General features: G+C 71.8%; 13 protein-coding genes. 6 read left to right on the plus strand and 7 right to left on the minus strand.

Annotated elements, in window-relative coordinates:
• Nucleotides 1-2: 2 nt before the first annotated feature.
• Nucleotides 3-653: a class I SAM-dependent methyltransferase gene (locus OG707_RS34965; protein WP_329125594.1), complete on the minus strand. Its 651-nt coding sequence runs from the start codon at nucleotides 651-653 to the stop codon at nucleotides 3-5.
• Between the two features lie 26 nt (nucleotides 654-679).
• Nucleotides 680-1,207, minus strand: a complete 528-nt coding sequence (locus OG707_RS34970; RefSeq protein ID WP_329125596.1) for a MarR family winged helix-turn-helix transcriptional regulator — start codon at nucleotides 1,205-1,207, stop codon at nucleotides 680-682.
• A 110-nt stretch (nucleotides 1,208-1,317) separates the two neighbouring features.
• Between OG707_RS34970 and OG707_RS34975 the strand changes: the two genes are divergently transcribed.
• Nucleotides 1,318-2,244: an EamA family transporter gene (locus OG707_RS34975; RefSeq protein ID WP_329125598.1), complete on the plus strand. Its 927-nt coding sequence runs from the start codon at nucleotides 1,318-1,320 to the stop codon at nucleotides 2,242-2,244.
• 40 nt (nucleotides 2,245-2,284) lie between these two features.
• On the opposite strand, the gene OG707_RS34980 is transcribed toward OG707_RS34975, so the two are convergent.
• Both OG707_RS34980 and qcrB read right to left on the minus strand, forming a co-directional pair.
• Complete coding sequence (locus OG707_RS34980) at nucleotides 2,285-3,544, minus strand: ricin-type beta-trefoil lectin domain protein (protein ID WP_329125600.1); 1,260 nt, start codon at nucleotides 3,542-3,544, stop codon at nucleotides 2,285-2,287.
• Nucleotides 3,545-3,692: 148 nt separating this feature from the next.
• Nucleotides 3,693-5,309 carry a cytochrome bc1 complex cytochrome b subunit gene (gene qcrB, locus OG707_RS34985; RefSeq protein WP_329125602.1) on the minus strand — a complete coding sequence of 539 codons (1,617 nt, stop codon included), beginning with the start codon at nucleotides 5,307-5,309 and terminating at the stop codon, nucleotides 3,693-3,695.
• Nucleotides 5,310-5,481: 172 nt separating this feature from the next.
• On the opposite strand from qcrB, the gene OG707_RS34990 reads away from it, so the two are divergent.
• A complete protein-coding gene (locus OG707_RS34990; protein WP_329125604.1) occupies nucleotides 5,482-6,126 on the plus strand; it encodes a hemerythrin domain-containing protein in 645 nt (214 codons plus the stop codon).
• Between the two features lie 15 nt (nucleotides 6,127-6,141).
• Here OG707_RS34990 and OG707_RS34995 read toward each other — a convergent pair whose 3' ends face one another.
• Nucleotides 6,142-7,128, minus strand: coding sequence for a cytochrome c oxidase assembly protein (locus OG707_RS34995; protein ID WP_329125606.1), 987 nt, complete (start codon nucleotides 7,126-7,128; stop codon nucleotides 6,142-6,144).
• A 190-nt stretch (nucleotides 7,129-7,318) separates the two neighbouring features.
• Here OG707_RS34995 and OG707_RS35000 point away from each other — a divergent pair, with 190 nt between their 5' ends.
• A complete protein-coding gene (locus tag OG707_RS35000; RefSeq protein ID WP_329125608.1) occupies nucleotides 7,319-9,424 on the plus strand; it encodes a tetratricopeptide repeat protein in 2,106 nt (701 codons plus the stop codon).
• On the opposite strand, the gene OG707_RS35005 is transcribed toward OG707_RS35000, so the two are convergent.
• The gene (locus OG707_RS35005) at nucleotides 9,408-10,796 is read right to left on the minus strand and encodes a hypothetical protein (protein ID WP_329125610.1); all 1,389 of its coding nucleotides are present in this window, start codon (nucleotides 10,794-10,796) and stop codon (nucleotides 9,408-9,410) included. The genes OG707_RS35000 and OG707_RS35005 overlap by 17 nt on opposite strands.
• Before the next feature lie 170 nt (nucleotides 10,797-10,966).
• On the opposite strand from OG707_RS35005, the gene OG707_RS35010 reads away from it, so the two are divergent.
• On the plus strand, nucleotides 10,967-11,263 hold the full coding sequence (locus tag OG707_RS35010; RefSeq protein WP_329125612.1) for a hypothetical protein: 297 nt from the start codon (nucleotides 10,967-10,969) through the stop codon (nucleotides 11,261-11,263).
• On the opposite strand, the gene OG707_RS35015 is transcribed toward OG707_RS35010, so the two are convergent.
• The gene (locus OG707_RS35015; RefSeq protein WP_329125615.1) at nucleotides 11,230-11,895 is read right to left on the minus strand and encodes a hypothetical protein; all 666 of its coding nucleotides are present in this window, start codon (nucleotides 11,893-11,895) and stop codon (nucleotides 11,230-11,232) included. The two genes, OG707_RS35010 and OG707_RS35015, sit on opposite strands and share 34 nt — an antisense overlap.
• 175 nt (nucleotides 11,896-12,070) lie before the next feature.
• On the opposite strand from OG707_RS35015, the gene OG707_RS35020 reads away from it, so the two are divergent.
• Together OG707_RS35020 and OG707_RS35025 are read left to right on the plus strand one after the other, a co-directional pair.
• Nucleotides 12,071-14,056, plus strand: coding sequence for a sensor histidine kinase (locus tag OG707_RS35020; RefSeq protein ID WP_329125617.1), 1,986 nt, complete (start codon nucleotides 12,071-12,073; stop codon nucleotides 14,054-14,056).
• Nucleotides 14,053-14,709 carry a response regulator transcription factor gene (locus OG707_RS35025; RefSeq protein WP_329125619.1) on the plus strand — a complete coding sequence of 219 codons (657 nt, stop codon included), beginning with the start codon at nucleotides 14,053-14,055 and terminating at the stop codon, nucleotides 14,707-14,709. The genes OG707_RS35020 and OG707_RS35025 overlap by 4 nt, the downstream gene beginning before the upstream one ends.
• Nucleotides 14,710-14,997 lie beyond the last annotated feature (288 nt).

A 14,997-nucleotide genomic window follows, 5' to 3' on the forward strand; every position in this document is an offset into this window, starting at 1 on the left:
GCTCAGTCCTTACGGGCGAGGAGCTGGATCCCGGCGGCCGAGGTGCGGCCGTTCATGGTGGCCACGGTCGGGCGCCGGGTTCCGGTGACGGTGAATCCGTCGAGCAGCGAGGTGAGGTGGTCGGCGGGGTGGTGGCGGCAGACCGCCCCGTCGCTGGTCTCGAAGACGCCGTAGGTTCCGTAGGGCCCGGCGAACCGCTCGTAGCGCTCCCGGCTGCGGGCGTCCTCCTGGAGCAGCAGATCGCTGACGTACAGCAGCCCGCCGGGCCGCAGGACGCGGGCCACCTCGCGGATCAGCCCGTGCTGGGCGTCGTCGCCGGGGATGCAGGTCAGTACGGCCAGGAGCAGCACGAGGTCAAAACTGTCGTCCGGGGCTTGCAGCGCCGGCGGCGCGTCCAGCACGGCGAAGAACGCGCCGGGCTGTCGGCGGCGGGCCTCGGCGATCATCTCGGGTGAGGTGTCGACCCCGGTGAGATCGGCGAAGCCCTGCTCCTGGAGCGCGGTCAGGGCCCGGCCGTATCCGCAGCCGTAGTCGAGGACCGCGGCGTTCCGGTCCAGGTCCTCCAGCCACGGCAGATGCAGCGGATGCGTGAAGGTCTTCGTCGTGGCGGCGGCGTCCCAGTACGCGATCTGGGTGTCGAGGTCGTCGGACATGGCGGTTCCTTCCTTCGGCGGTGCGGTCAGCCCAGTTCGGTGTCGCCCAGCGATACGAGCAGACGGCGCAGCCCCGTGTCGAGGGCGGTCCGCTCGGTCTGCGTCAGCCCCTCCAGCATCCGCGCCTCGTTCGCCACATGGGCCTCGACGGCGGCGTTCACCAGGTCGAAGCCCTCGGTGGTGAGCCTGACCTTGATCGCCCGCCGGTCGCCGGGGTGCGGGATGCGCTCGATGAGGCCCTTCTTCTCCAGCCTGTCGAGCCGGTTGGTGATCGCGCCCGAGGTGACCATGGCCGAGCGGAGCAGCCCGCCGGCGGTCAGTTCGTACGGGGCGCCGGTGCGGCACAGGGTCGCCAGGACGTCGAACTCCGCGAACTCCAGGCCGAATTGGGCGAAGACCGGCTTCATGCCCTTCTGCATCAGGTTGTTGGCCCGGCTGATGCGGCCGACCAGTGCCATCGCGTCCAGATGGCCGAGATCGGGCCGCTCGCGGCGCCACTGGGCGGCCACCACGTCGACGGCATCGCCGGCTTCCTGCTGGGGCTTCTCGGGCACGGTCCGCTCCGATCCTCGGAATCTCTCAACGTTGAGATACTTGACGTTCGCCTAATGGCGGGCGATGATTTATCTCAACGTTGAGATTATCAATCTTGAGGGGGAACGTCATGTCCGTCGTCGCACCGCACCGGAAGACCGCCACCGCCACCGCAGCCGGACCCGGCGCAGCACCGGCCCGCGGCTCCGCCGCCGTGAACGCCGCGCTCGCCGCGATCGGCCCGCTCACCTGGGGCACCACGTACGTCGTCACCACCCAACTCCTGCCTCCGGACCGGCCGTTGCTGCTGGCGATGCTGAGGGCCCTGCCCGCCGGACTGGTGCTCGTCGCCTTCACGCGGCGGCTGCCGAGCGGATCGTGGTGGTGGAAGTCCGCCGTCCTCGGCATGCTCAACTTCGGCGCGTTCTTCCCGCTGGTCTTCCTCGGCGCGTACCGGCTGCCGGGCGGTGTGGCCAGCACGATCGGCGCGATCCTGCCGCTTCTGGTGGCGGTCCTGGGCGCCTTCGTCCTCAAGGTCCGCGCGACCCGGCGCACGCTGGGGGCCGGTGTGGTCGGAGTGATCGGGGTGGGACTGCTCGTCCTGCGCGGCTCGGCCGCGATCGACCCGCTCGGTCTTGGCGCGATGCTGCTCGCCACCTCCCTCATGGCGCTCGCCGTACTCCTCGGCAAGCGCTGGGGCCGGCCCGAGGGCGTACCGCTCCTCGCGATGACCGGCTGGCAGCTGACCGCGGGCGGCCTTGTTCTGGTGCCCCTCGCGCTCGGGGTCGAGGGGATGCCGCCCGCGCTGAGCGGCGCCAACATCGCCGGGTTCGCCTACCTCGGCCTGATCGGCACCGCCCTGGCGTACGCGATGTGGTTCCGCGGCATCGAGCGGCTGCCCGCGTCCTCGGTCTCCTTCCTCGGGCTTGCCAACCCGATCATGGCGACCCTGGTCGGTCTGGTGGTGCTCGGTCAGACGCTCACCCTCTGGCAGGTGGGCGGTCTGGTCCTGGTGCTGGCGAGTGTGCTGCTCGGACAGCGCGCGGCCCGGTCCTGAGAGGACCGGACCGCACGTACGGACCGTGTGCCGGCGGCTGTCAGCCGCCGGTGACGGTCCATTTCTGGTTGGCGCCTCCGCCGCAGGTCCACAGCTGGAGCCGGGTGCCGTTGGCGGAGGAATTGCCCGTCGCGTCCAGGCACTTGTTCGCCTGGGGGTTGACGATGTCCTTCGCGCCGGTGACGGTCCACTTCTGGGCCGCCGTGCCGTTGCAGTCGTAGAGCTGGACGAGGGAACCGTCGGCGGTGCCGCCGCTCGCCACGTCCAGGCACTTGCCCAGGGCGCGGATCGTCCCGTCGGAGCCGACGGTCCACTTCTGGGCGGTGGTGCCGTTGCAGTCGTAGAGCTGGACCGCGGTGCCGTTCGCCGTGCTCCCCGCGGCCACGTCCACGCACTTGCCGCCGATGCCGGTGATGGTGCCGGCCGTGGCGGGCGGAGTGGTGTCGCTGGTGCTGACCTGCACCTGGTCGACGACGAGCTGCTGCGGGAAGGTGGTGCTGGAGTTGGGGTCGCCCGGCCAGTAGCCGCCGACCGCGAGGTTGAGGATAAGGAAGAACGGCTTGTTGAACACCCACTGGTTTCCGCCCGCATCGGCCGGGGTGCGCCGCTGGTAGACGGTTCCGTCGACGGTCCAGGTGATGGAGTTGGGCGCCCAGTCCACGGCGAAGGTGTGGAACGCGTCGGCGAAGGCCTGGCCGCCGGGGAGCGTATAGCCCGCGCCGATCCCCGCCGAGCCCGAGTAGCCGGGCCCGTGGATGGTGCCGTGGACGGTCGAGGGCTCGAAGCCGACGTTCTCCATGACGTCGATCTCGCCGGAGTTGGGCCAGCCGACCTGCCCGATGTCGCTGCCGAGCATCCAGAAGGCGGGCCACATGCCCTGGCCGCGCGGGATCTTCATCCGCGCCTCGACGTGCCCGTACGTGGAGGTGAACTTGCCCGAGGTGTTCAGCCGGGCGGAGGTGTACTGGCATGTGCCGTACCAGCACTGGTAGTTGGACGGATTCTCCTGGCGGGCGGTGATGACCAGATGGCCCTGGCCGTCGAGGGCGGCGTTCTTGTTGCCCGACGTGTAGTACTGCCGTTCGTGGTTGTTGACGTTGTCGCCGGTCTCGATCTGCCACTTGGATCCGTCGACCGCGGACCCTGCCGGCCCGTCGAAGGTGTCCGAGAACGTGACTGCGGCGGCCTGGGCGGTGGTTGCCGATGCGGTACTGCCCGTGGGGACGGCAAGGGCCGTCGCGAGGGCGAGAGCGGAGAGCGCTGCGAGGAGCAGGCGCCGTGCGGAGTGCGGAAAGTCCATGACTCTCCCTTCGATTGCACGTGGGGGATGACGTCTGTCGTGCGCATGACGACTTAGTTCACTGCGTGATTTAAGAAGTGAACTAAGCGCCTGTCAAGGCTTTGGTATGGACCATGCTGCGTTCAGGAATTGAAGGCTCGGGGCGGCCCTACCTGAGCTCCTTCTGCTCGACAGGACCGTGGACTTCCTCGGCGGTCGGCTTCGGGACCTGGGTGCCCTCCCCGTACAGCGCACGCGAGAGCCGGGCCCGCAGCCGCTCGCGGCGTGGCACCCGGCTCCGTACGCCATGGGCGTCGGTCGCCGGGGGCAGTTCGAGCGGGGCGGGCTGCTCGTGCGCGGTCAGGCGGTGCAACTCCGCCGGGGACAGGGGCTTGTGGAGCTCCACGAACTCGCCGTGCGGCAGCCTCTTCACGATGCCGGTCTCGCGGCCGTCCAGCACCAGGTCGCGGTCCCTGCGCTGAAGTCCCAGGCAGATGCGCTTCGTTGCGACGAAGACGACGGGCGGGACCACGAAGAACCCGATGCGGATCGCCCAGGTGATGGTGTTGACCGACAGATGGAAGTGCGTCGCCCACAGGTCGTTGCCGCCGCCGACGAGCATGATCAGGTAGAGCGAGAGCCACGAGGTGCCGAGCGCCGTGCGGACCGGCCTGTTGCGCGGGCGGTCCAGGAGATGGTGCTCGCGCTTGTCGCCGGTGATCCACGACTCGATGAAGGGGTACGCACCGATCGCGGCCAGGATCAGCGGGAAGAGCCCGAGCGGGATGAGGACGCCGAGGGCGAGCGTATGGCCCCAGATGTTGATCTCCCAGCCGGGCATGGTGCGGATCAGGCCCTCCGCGAAGCCCAGGTACCAGTCGGGCTGGGCGCCCGTGGAGACCTGGTCGGCGCGGTAGGGGCCGTACACCCAGACCGGGTTGATGGCGGCGATCGCGGAGATGATCGTCAGGATCCCGGAGACCAGGAAGAAGAAGCCGCCCGCCTTCGCCACGTACACCGGCATGAGCGGGGCGCCGACGACGTTCTTCTCCGTGCGTCCGGGGCCGGCGAACTGGGTGTGCTTGTGGTAGACGACGAGGATCAGATGGACCACGACCAGCGCCGCCATCAGCCCGGGGAAGAGCAGGACGTGGATCGAGTAGAACCGCGGAATGACCTCGTGGCCCGGGTACTCGCCGCCGAAGAGGAAGAAGGACAGGTACGTGCCGACGACGGGCGTGGACAGGATCGCGCTGTTCACGAACCGCAGCCCGGTGCCGGAGAGGAGGTCGTCGGGGAGCGAGTAGCCGAGCAGTCCCTCGAAGATCCCGATGACCAGGAGCAGCCAGCCGAACAGCCAGTTCATCTCGCGCGGCTTGCGGAACGACCCCGTGAAGAAGTGCCGCATCATGTGCACGAACATGCCGGCGATGAAGATCAGCGCGGACCAGTGGTGGATCTGCCGGATCAGCAGACCGCCGCGCACCTCGAAGCTGATGTCGAGCGTGGAGGCGTACGCCTCGGACATCCGGATGCCGTTCAGGGGCGCGTAACTGCCGTGGTAGACCACCTCGTTCATGGACGGGTGGAAGAACAGCGTCAGATAGACGCCCGTGATGATCAGCACGATGAAGCTGTAGAGACAGATCTCGCCCAGCATGAAGGACCAGTGGTCCGGGAAGATCTTGCGCAGGTATTTCCTGCCGAGGGTGTGCGTGCCGAGTCGGGCGTCGGCCCAGTCGGCCAGCCGTTCCCCGGAGGATTCCTTCGCCGGGCTCGTGGACATGCGGTGCCTCCCCGTCGTGAGCGCTCACAACGGAGACAGGACAGCCCTCCTGAATGTGACATGAACGGCGCCCAATGTGACCCGCGTCTCATCCCGCGCCCGCGATGTCACAGATTCGGTGCGCCCGGCTCTCTCAGGGGCAGGACCGGACGAATGGAGGTCGAGCCGCCTCATGGCCGACACACAGCAGGGCACTCCGAACGCTTCAGGAACCATCGACTTCACGATGATGTACGTCACCCACGACGCCTTCCGCCGCGATCTGGACCGCCTCGTCGCGGCCGCCGCGGCGGGCCGGGCGACCGGACCCCAGGTCCGCGAGGGCTGGGAGAACTTCAAGCGACAGCTCCACCTCCACCACAGCGTCGAGGACTCCGAACTGTGGCCGCGCATGCAGGCCAAGGCGGGCAAGAGTCCTCTCGCCCTCGAACTGCTGGCGGAGATGGAGGCCGAGCACGCCCGGATCGACCCGCTCCTCGCCGCGATCGACCGGTCGCTGGCCGACGGCGGGCGCGGCCTCGCCGAGCGGGCGGCGGAGGCGAGGACGGTCCTCGTGCATCACTTGGAGCACGAGGAACGGGACGCCCTCCCGCTGATTCAGCAGCTGCTCGGGCCCGCCGACTGGAAGGCCTTCGCGGGGAAGATGCGCGAGGAGCAGGGGATCAAGGGGGCCGCGGTGTACGTGCCGTGGATCGTCGACGGCATCCCCGCGGAGGGGCGGCAGCGGTTCTTCGGTGCGATGCCCCCGCCGGTCAGGGTCCTCAACCGGCTTCTCTGGGAGCCGCGTTACCGCAAGCGGGAGCTGTGGGGCGCATGAGTCACGGCATACGGGTCACGGGCGTTCGCGCCGGATCCGGTCGCCGATGACGCCGCCGTCGCTCTCCCACCACGGGCGCTGGAGATCGGGCTCGGGGGAGGAGGGCGCGGCCGCGGCGGCCGGGGCCGCGGGGACGAGTTCGGCGTCCAGGCGGCGGTCCAGCGCCGCCGTCCTGGACCGCTCGGCGCGTACCCACTGCACAAAGATCACCAGCAGGAACGGCACCCCGACCAGCTCCGCGATCGTGATCATCGCGCCGCCGCCGAGCTGCTGGTCGGCCCGCACGTCCTGCGCCCACGGCGGCGCGTGCTGCGTGTACCAGGTGCCCGCGATCAGGGTCGAACCGGTCATCACGACGATGCCGGGGACCGCGTCGATCAGCCCGTCGAGGAAGACCATCGCCGCACGCACCGGATGACTGCACCAGCGGGGGAGCAGCTCCTCCTGGGTGAGCACCGGCAGGACGAAGAGGCTGCCGACCAGCAGCAGCTGCAGATACATCAGCTGATGGAGCGCGCCGTGGCGCAGCGCCGTCTCGAAGTACGGGGTGAAGTACACGCAGAGCTCCGAGACCAGCACCAGCACCGAGCTCACCAGCGGAAACGCCAGCACCCGCGCGAGCCGGCCGCTCATCGCGCGCCGCACCCGCCCCGACACCCGGTCGGGCAGCGCACGGCAGGCCAGGGCGAGCGGGTCGCCGAGCGCCAGGCCGAGCGGGGCGATGAGGTCGAGCAGGATGTTCTGGACCGCGGCCGGCCAGAACAGCACCTCGTCGTAGACGGCGAGCGCCGACATCGTGGCGACCACGATCGCGCCCAGGCCGAGCAGCGCGAAGACCGCCGTACGCGCGACGGGCCAGCGCTCGCCGCTCCGGTGCAGCCGCACCACGCCCCAGCCGTACAGACCGCCCAGGACGAGGACCAGCAGCATCGCCGGAACGTCCCACTGCCAGGCGGACGGGAAGCTGCCCCAGGTCAGCTCTGGCAGGTTCACAGCGGACATCCGGTCCATTCTCCTCACTGGCCCGCAAAGCGCTGCGGGCCGGAATCACGGTAGCCGGGGACCCGAGGGCACCGGCCGGTGGGGGGTGAGTCGTAGTGAACTCGGCCGTCTGCAAAGGGCGTTGTCTGTTTACGGTGATCCGCGTTTGGCTACGGTTGCCCTCGGAGTGCAGTCACGGGCGGGGGAGCACATGCTGGATCTCATTTCGCTGTCGGCGGTCACCGGCGTGCTGAGCGCCATGGCCACGGGTGCGGCGGGCGAGGCGGGGAAGCGCGGCCTGGAGACCGCCGGGGTGCTGGTCAGGCGGATCGCCGGACGCGAGGTGACGGCCCCGGCGACGGACCCGGAGCTGACGGCCGTCGCACGCATGGTCCACGAGGGCGCCCTGCGCGACCCCGCCTTCGCCCGCGCCTGGACGGTCCTCGCCCGCACCGCCCCGGCGGGGCCCGAGGTCCGCAGGGTGCCCCGGCTGCCCGCGCCGACCCGGTTCTTCACCGACCGGGACGGGCCGCTGAAGGAGCTCGTACGGGAGGCCGGACGCCGCGCCGACGGTAGGCCGCGCGTGGCGCTCCTGCACGGCCCCGAAGGCATCGGTACGAGTGAGCTCGCACTGTTCCTGGGCAGCCGCGAGGCGAAGCGCTTCCCGCACGGGCAGCTCCGCATCGACCTGCGCGGCTCCTCGGCCGACACCGCGCTCGACCCGGCCGCCGTGCTGTACCGGGCGCTGGCGGGACTGGGCCTCGCCGACGAGGAGATTCCTGCCGCGGCGGACGACCGGACCCGGTGCTTCCGGGAGTGCGTCGCCGAGCTGAAGCTGCTGCTCGTACTCGACCACGCGTACTCGGCGGCACAGGTCGCACCGCTGCTCACCGCGGCGCCCGGCGTGTTCACGGTGGTCGTCGCCCGGCGCCCGCTGCCCGGACTCGACGCACTGCCGGTGCCGGTCGGGCCGCTGGGGCGCAAGGACGCGGCGAAACTCCTGACGCTGCTGGCCGGGGGTTCCGTCCCGGGCGGTGCGCGGCAGGAGCTGCCCGGTCTCCTTGAGGAGTGCGGGGGTTCGCCGTACGCGCTGCGGGTCGCCGCGCCCTGGCTCGGCGACGGTACGTGGGGGACTGCCGGGGCGCCGGCGGGCGATCCCGTACAGCGGGCCGCGGAGCTCGGCCACCGGCGGCTCGCGCCGGACACGGCGCGCGTCTACCGGCTGATGGCGCTCCGCGCCTGGACGGACTTCGGCCCTGCAGCTGTCGCCGCCACGGCGGACATCACCGAGGCGGAGGCCGCGCGCCATCTCGCGGAACTCGCCGACCGCCAACTCCTCGAACCCGCCGGCGCGGGACGCCACCGCTACCGCCCGGCCGTACGCCGCCACGCCCAGGCCGCGGCCGAGCGCGAGGACGGCCGTGCGGCCTGCGAGGCGGCGGTGCGGCGCGAGGTCGACCGGCACCTCCGGTTCGCGCTCCGCGCCGGGCTCGTCGCACTGCCGCAGAGCTGGCGCACCGCCTCGCGCGCCCGCGAACTCGGCCCGGGTCCCCACCGCGACGCGGGCGAGGCCGTCGCCGCGCTCTCCGCCGATCTTGGCAACCTCGTCGAGGCGGCCCGCGCGGCCGCCGACCTGGGCGACACGGACACGGCGGAGCTGCTGGGGCACGCGCTCTGGCCGTACCAGCTCAAGGCCGGACGGTACGAGGAACTGCTGCCCGTCCTGCGTGCGGGGGTGCGCACCGCCACGGGCCGCCGGGCCGGACAGCTGCACTTCCAGCTGGGCATGGCGCTCGCCGCGCTCAAGGACTTCGACGCGGCGGAGCGCGAACTGCGGGCCGCCGCCGAGGCCGAGAGGGAGGCCGGTCATGTACGGGGCCGGGCCTCGGCCGTCGAGGCGCTCGGGCTGCTGCGGCTGGGGCAGTGGCGGTACGAGGAGGCGTACGCCCTCTTCGGCGAGGCGGGCGCGGTCTACGACACGATCGGCGACGGCGACGAGGGAGCGGCCGACCTCCCCCGGGCGCGCGCCCTCGTCCAGCGTCACAAGGGACGGGCGCTGCGCGGGATCCCCGGCCGGCGGACGGAGGCGCTGGAACGGCTCGGCGAGGCGCTGCGGTTCTTCCGGGGCGAGGGGGAGGCGTACAACACCGCCCGCACACTGACCGACCTCGCCGAGGTCAGGCTCGACGCGGGGGAGAGCGAGGCGGCGCTCCCGCTGATCGACGAGGCGGTGGCCGCGCTCGCCCGCGAGCGCGCCGAGCCGCATCTGGCCGTGCTGCGGGACCTGCGGGCACGGTGCGTCAGCGCACGGGAGTGACCTGTACGCGGTGGGCGGTGACGCCGGTCCTCACCGTCATCCCGTGGTGCCTGAGCTCGTCCAGCGACTTGCCCGCCGCCAGCCAGGCGTGCAGTGCGGAGGCGGCCGCGCCGGGATCCACGCCGGCTGAGGCGATACGGACCAGGGCTCCGGCGCGGGTGAGGGCCGTGCAGGTGCCGGGCCCCGTGACGTACGCAGCGAGTGCGCAGTGCGGGTGGCGGGCGAGGACCTCGGCCGCCCAGTCGGCGGGCGTGCCGAGGCGCGGGTCGTCCGGGGCGCCGTGGCGGAGGATCACGTCGGCCAGGGCGAGGCGGCCGGGATCGAGGGTGTCCTCGTGCACGGCGGTGTGGGCGTCGCCCTCGCCGTCCGGTTCGTGGCGCGGGTCGGCGTACCGGGCGACGGTGATCTCGGCGGGGCCTGCCAGGCGGGTCAGTACGCGCAACGGGGCGGTGCGGAGCGGGGGTTCGTACGGGGGCAGCGGGAGGGGGTCGAGGAGGGCGGGGTCCTCGGGCTCGGGGATGCCGATCTGTCCGTAGAAGAGACGGCGCAGGAGCGCGGCGGACTCGCCGGGCGACGAGGTCGTCAGCTCGGCCGGTCCCTTCGGTGCTGCGTACGCGGTGAACAGGCCGTCGAGCTGGGCGCGCAGGGGTGCGTACGGGTCCAGGCGCGGTGCCTCTCGGACGAACTCGGCCAGCGGTGACCGCGGGTCGAGCCCGTCGAGCGGAGCCACGCCCAGCAGGACGGGGGTGGCGAGGGCGGCGGCGTAATAGGTGACCGCGCCGTGGTCGCCGATCACCGCGTCCGCCGCGATCAGCGCCTGACGCCAGGAGTGCAGCGGGTCGATCAGGGTGAGACCGCCGCGCCGGGCACGGTCGAGCCAGGCGCGGATCTGGCCGGGGCCGTGGCCGTGCCAGGTGTTGGGGTGCAGGACGGCCGCGATGCGGAACTCGTCGGCGGGGAGTTCGGCGGTGAGGCGGGGGAGCAGGGCGGCGAGGACGTCCTGGTCGCCGCCGTCGCCGAAGAGGGACTCGGGGTTCCAGGTCGAGTTCAGGACGACGAGCCGCTGGCCCTCGCGCACACCCAGGGCCCGGCGGAAGCGGTCGCGGTACGGGCGGGCCGCGAGGATCCGGTCGAAGCACGGATCACCGGCGAGGACCGCGGTGGGTGCCGCCTCGGGGCAGGCGGCGCGCAGGCGCTCCAGCTGTTCGGGGTGGGAGAGGACCAGGGCGTCCGCGACGGGGGTGCCGGACTCGGAGAGAACCCACTCGGGGGAGAGGCCGAAGACCGGCGGGCCGGCCGAAGGGCGACAGGTGTCCGGTGTCCGGTGTCCGGTGTCCGGTGTCCGGTGTTGCCAGCCTCTTAGTGTACCCAACGCCGTGCGAGAGCACGGTCAACTTCCCTGATACGGAGTCCAGTTGACCCCCGAAGCTGGCCGATATCGCCAGGTCCACCGGGGTGGCGAGCGCCTGCTCCCACGGCAGGACCACCAGACCGGTCCCGGTCAGCAGCTCGCCCACACCGGCCTGGAAGGCCGAGGACCCCGTGCACGTCACCAGCATCTGCACCCGCAGGTCGTTCCGGAACAGCGGCAGCACATCGAGGAGCCGGGTCGCCGACGTCACGTTGTGCACGACGAACAGCACCGTGCGGCAGTCCCCGCGCGTCGCCCAGCGGGACGCCTCGGCCCCCACCGGCACCCGCACCCACCCCTCGCCCACCCGCTGCCCCCGTTACTCGTCGCCCGGAGGCCACAGCGTACGGAAGGACCGCTGCCCGCGCAGCGGCCCTCCCCGTATCGGCAGTGGTCAGCGGGTCGTGGCGGACAGCGTCCAGCCCTGACGGCAGACCTTGCCGAACCGTCCGTCGTCGCAGCCCTCGACGATGAACCTGTACTCGCCTGTGGTGTGCTTCCGCACCCACGTGCCGCCCGAAGTGCCGCTGCCGACCTGGACCTGAGTGCCCCCGAAGTCGGCCGCGCTGTAGTAGCGGACCAGGAACTGCTTGTAGCTGAACGGGTTGGTGGTGCTCCAGTTGAGGATGGCGTAGCCGTTGGTGTCCCAGGCCGCGAGCACCATGCGCGGGCCCTGGCTCGGCGACCAGGTGATCGTCCCGTGCTCGAAGTACTGCCGCTCGCCCTTCCAGATCCCGTTCGACCGTACGGTCTTCACATTGCTCCGCGGGCAGCCGAGACCGCTCCCGCTGCCGCCCAGGCGCTGCCACCGCGCCTTGATCAGGCTGTTGCCGAAGGTGTACCCCGTATTGCAGGCGGCCTGTGCGGACTGCCCCGGCGCCGACAGGGCCCGTACGTCAGGGGCCTTCTGCGCGGCCGTGTGCGAAGCCGGCTTCGGCGGCGGGTCCGCCGGGATCGCCGCGGTCACGCCCAGGCCGACGGCGGACGCGGCCGCCAGACCGATGGCGGCGTTGCGGACGCGGTGGCTGCGGTGCGTGCGGCTGCGGTCGAGAGTGTGCATGGTCGTTCTCCCCCTGAGTGGGCCGGAGGCTCGTCCCCCGGCTCGCTGAATCGAGCATCGGGCCGCGGGGCACCGGGCGTTGAGGGGGTACGGCCGGGCGGCCGGCGGGAAGTTTCCCGGTCCACCCGGGAACTCCACCCATGACACCCGGGAAGCGGGCCGGGACGATGGCTCCATGGACCCGCACCGTCAACAGCCGTACGAACAGGACGTGTTCGGCAGGACACCGCGGCGCACCGCGCTCGCCTGGTCGCTGCTCGCGCTTTCCGTCGCACAGGTGCTCACCGGAATCCTCGGCCTGGCCCTGGCCGGCGTCGGCATGGGCGACGCACTCCGCTACGACATGATCGCCGACCTCGCCATCGCGCTCGCCTACCCCGGGTGCGGTGCGCTCATCGCCCTGCACCGGCCGCGCAATCCGGCGGGCTGGCTGCTCATCGCGTACGGCCTCGGCCACGCCTTCACCGGGCTCTCCATCGGCCTGACCGCACTCGGCCTGGAGGACGGCTGGCCGACGGCCCTGCTCCGCACCCTCACCACCGTCGGCCGCTACACCTGGATCACGGGCTCGTCGACCGCCTTCGTACTGGCCGTCTTCCTCTTCCCCGACGGGCGGCTGACCGGGCCGCGCTGGCGGTACGTGGTGCTGGTCCAACTCCTCACCGCACCCCTGGACATCGTGGTCTGGTCGACCTGGGACTGGGGCCTCTTCCACGGCACACGCGCCGAACCGCTGCTGCCGACCGTCCCGTCCTGGCTGCTCGTGTTCGAGATCGCCAAATGCTGCGCCGCGCTGCTCGCCGCCCTCACCTCGCTCTCCGTGCGCTACCGGCGCGGCGGCGAGCGGGAGCGGCGCCAACTGCTCTGGCTGATCCTGGGCATCCTGCCCGAGGCGCTCAACCTGGCGATGCTCGGAGCGGGGGTGCGCATCCCGCAGTTCAGCTATGTGGTCCTGCTCCTCCCCGTCGCGATCGCCATCGCCGTACTGCGCCACGAGCTCCTCGACATCCGCCTCGTCGTCTCGCGCGCCCTGCTGTACGCGCTCCTCACCGGCGCGGTCGTCGCCTCCTACGTGGGCCTCGTCGCGGTCTTCGACGTCCTGATGCACCGTCAACCCGGCCTGATCGGCTCGGCGTTCGCGACCCTGGCCGTCGCCTTCGCCTTCAACCCGGCGCGCCGCAGACTCCAGGCGGCGGTCGAACGGGCGCTGTACGGGGAGCGCACCGACCCGATGCGTGCGGTGTCCCGGATCGGCGAACGGCTGGCGGGGGCCGGGATCGGGGACGTACCGGAAGCGGTGTGCGAGGCACTGCGGCTGCCGTACGCCGCCGTCGCAGAGAGCTCCTGGGGCACGCGGACCGAACGCACCCACACCCTCTGCCTCGGTTACGAGGGGCGCGGCGTGGGAGACCTGGTCGTCGGACTCCGGCCGGGGGAAAGGGAGTTGGCCGCTGCCGACCTGGCCGTACTAGAACTGCTCGCCGTACCGCTCGCCGCCGCCCTGCACGCCACCGTGCTCTCCGCCCAGCTCCAGCAGTCCCGGGAGCGCATCGTGGCCGCCCGCGAGGAGGAGCGCCGCAGGATCCGCCGCGATCTGCACGACGGGCTCGGCCCCACGCTCGCCGGGGCGGCCTTCCAGGCGGACGCGGCGCACAATCTGCTTCTGGTGGCCCCCGAGCGCACCGGTGAACTCCTCACCGAGCTGCGGGCCGAGATCGGCGGGGCGGTCCAGGAGATCAGACGGCTGGTGGACGGTCTGCGGCCCCCGGATCTGGACCAGTTGGGGCTGATCGGGGCACTCAGGGAACGCTCGGAGAGGCTGGCCTGGCGGGCGGACGGCGTGCCGATCGAGGTACGGATGGAGGTGCCGCCGCTGATGCCGGTGCTGCCCGCGGCGGTCGAGGTCGCCGCGTACCGCATCGCGACGGAGGCGCTGACCAACGCCGCCCGGCACTCGGGGGCTTCGAGGGTGGAGCTGCGGATCGTGGTCGGGGACGGCCTGCGCGTGGAGGTGTGCGACGACGGCGGCTCGGCGGGGTCGTCGTGGCGGCCCGGAGTGGGCATCTCCTCCATGCAGGAGCGGGCCGCCGAACTCGGCGGCAGCTGCGAGGCGGGGCGAGGGAGAGTGGTGGCGATGCTGCCGCTGGGGGAGCCGGTATGAGCGGGCGCGAAGCGGTGACGGTGGTGCTGGCGGACGATCACCCCGTCGTACGTACGGGACTTGCCGCCCTCCTGGAGTCCGTCCAGGAGGAACCGCGCGTCCACGTCGTGGGCACGGCGTCGGACGGGAAGGAGGCGGTGCGGGCGGCGGTGACGCTGCGGCCGCAGGTGGTGGTGATGGACATCAGGATGCCGGGGATGAACGGCATCGAGGCGGCGAGGGAGATCGCCCGGGCCGCTCCGGCGGTGGCGGTCCTGATGCTCACCATGGTGGAGGAGGACGACTCCGTGTTCGCGGCGATGCGGGCGGGGGCGCGGGGATATGTGCTCAAGGGCGCGGGCCAGGACGAGATCGTACGGGCGATCCGGGCGGTGGCTGCGGGCGAGGCGATCTTCGGCCCCGGGGTGGCGCGGAGAGTGCTCGGCTTCCTGAGCCGCCCGCAGCCGGTGGCGGACCCGTGCCCCGAACTGACGCCGAGGGAACGGGACGTGCTGGGCCTGATCGCGGTGGGGAGCCCCAACTCGGCGGTGGCGGCGAGGCTGGGCCTGTCGCCGAAGACGGTGGGCAACCACATGTCGGCGATCCTGACGAAGCTGGGGGTGGCGGACCGGGGGGAGGCGGTGAACTGGGCGCGGGACGCGGGGCTGGGGTGACGGGTTGGCGCGGCTCCTGGGTACCTCGTAACCGGGGGCTGCGACGGTGCACCCCCGTCCCGGGGGCGCTGCCCCCGGACCCCCGCTCCTCAATCGCCGGAGGGGCTTGATTTTGCCCGATGTGGGCTCGATTTCTGCGGGCTGTACGAGCCCGCACATGCAAGCTCAGGTGGGCAAATCCAGCCCGTCCGGCGATTGAGGACAAGCGGCCGGAGGTCGCTTACCGGGGGCTCGGGGGCGAAGCCACCGCGCAGCCGGACCCGCGCCCACCTCGCCACACAATTGTCA

Origin of the sequence: Streptomyces sp. NBC_01465 (assembly GCF_036227325.1) — a bacterium.
GTDB lineage: Bacteria > Actinomycetota > Actinomycetes > Streptomycetales > Streptomycetaceae > Streptomyces.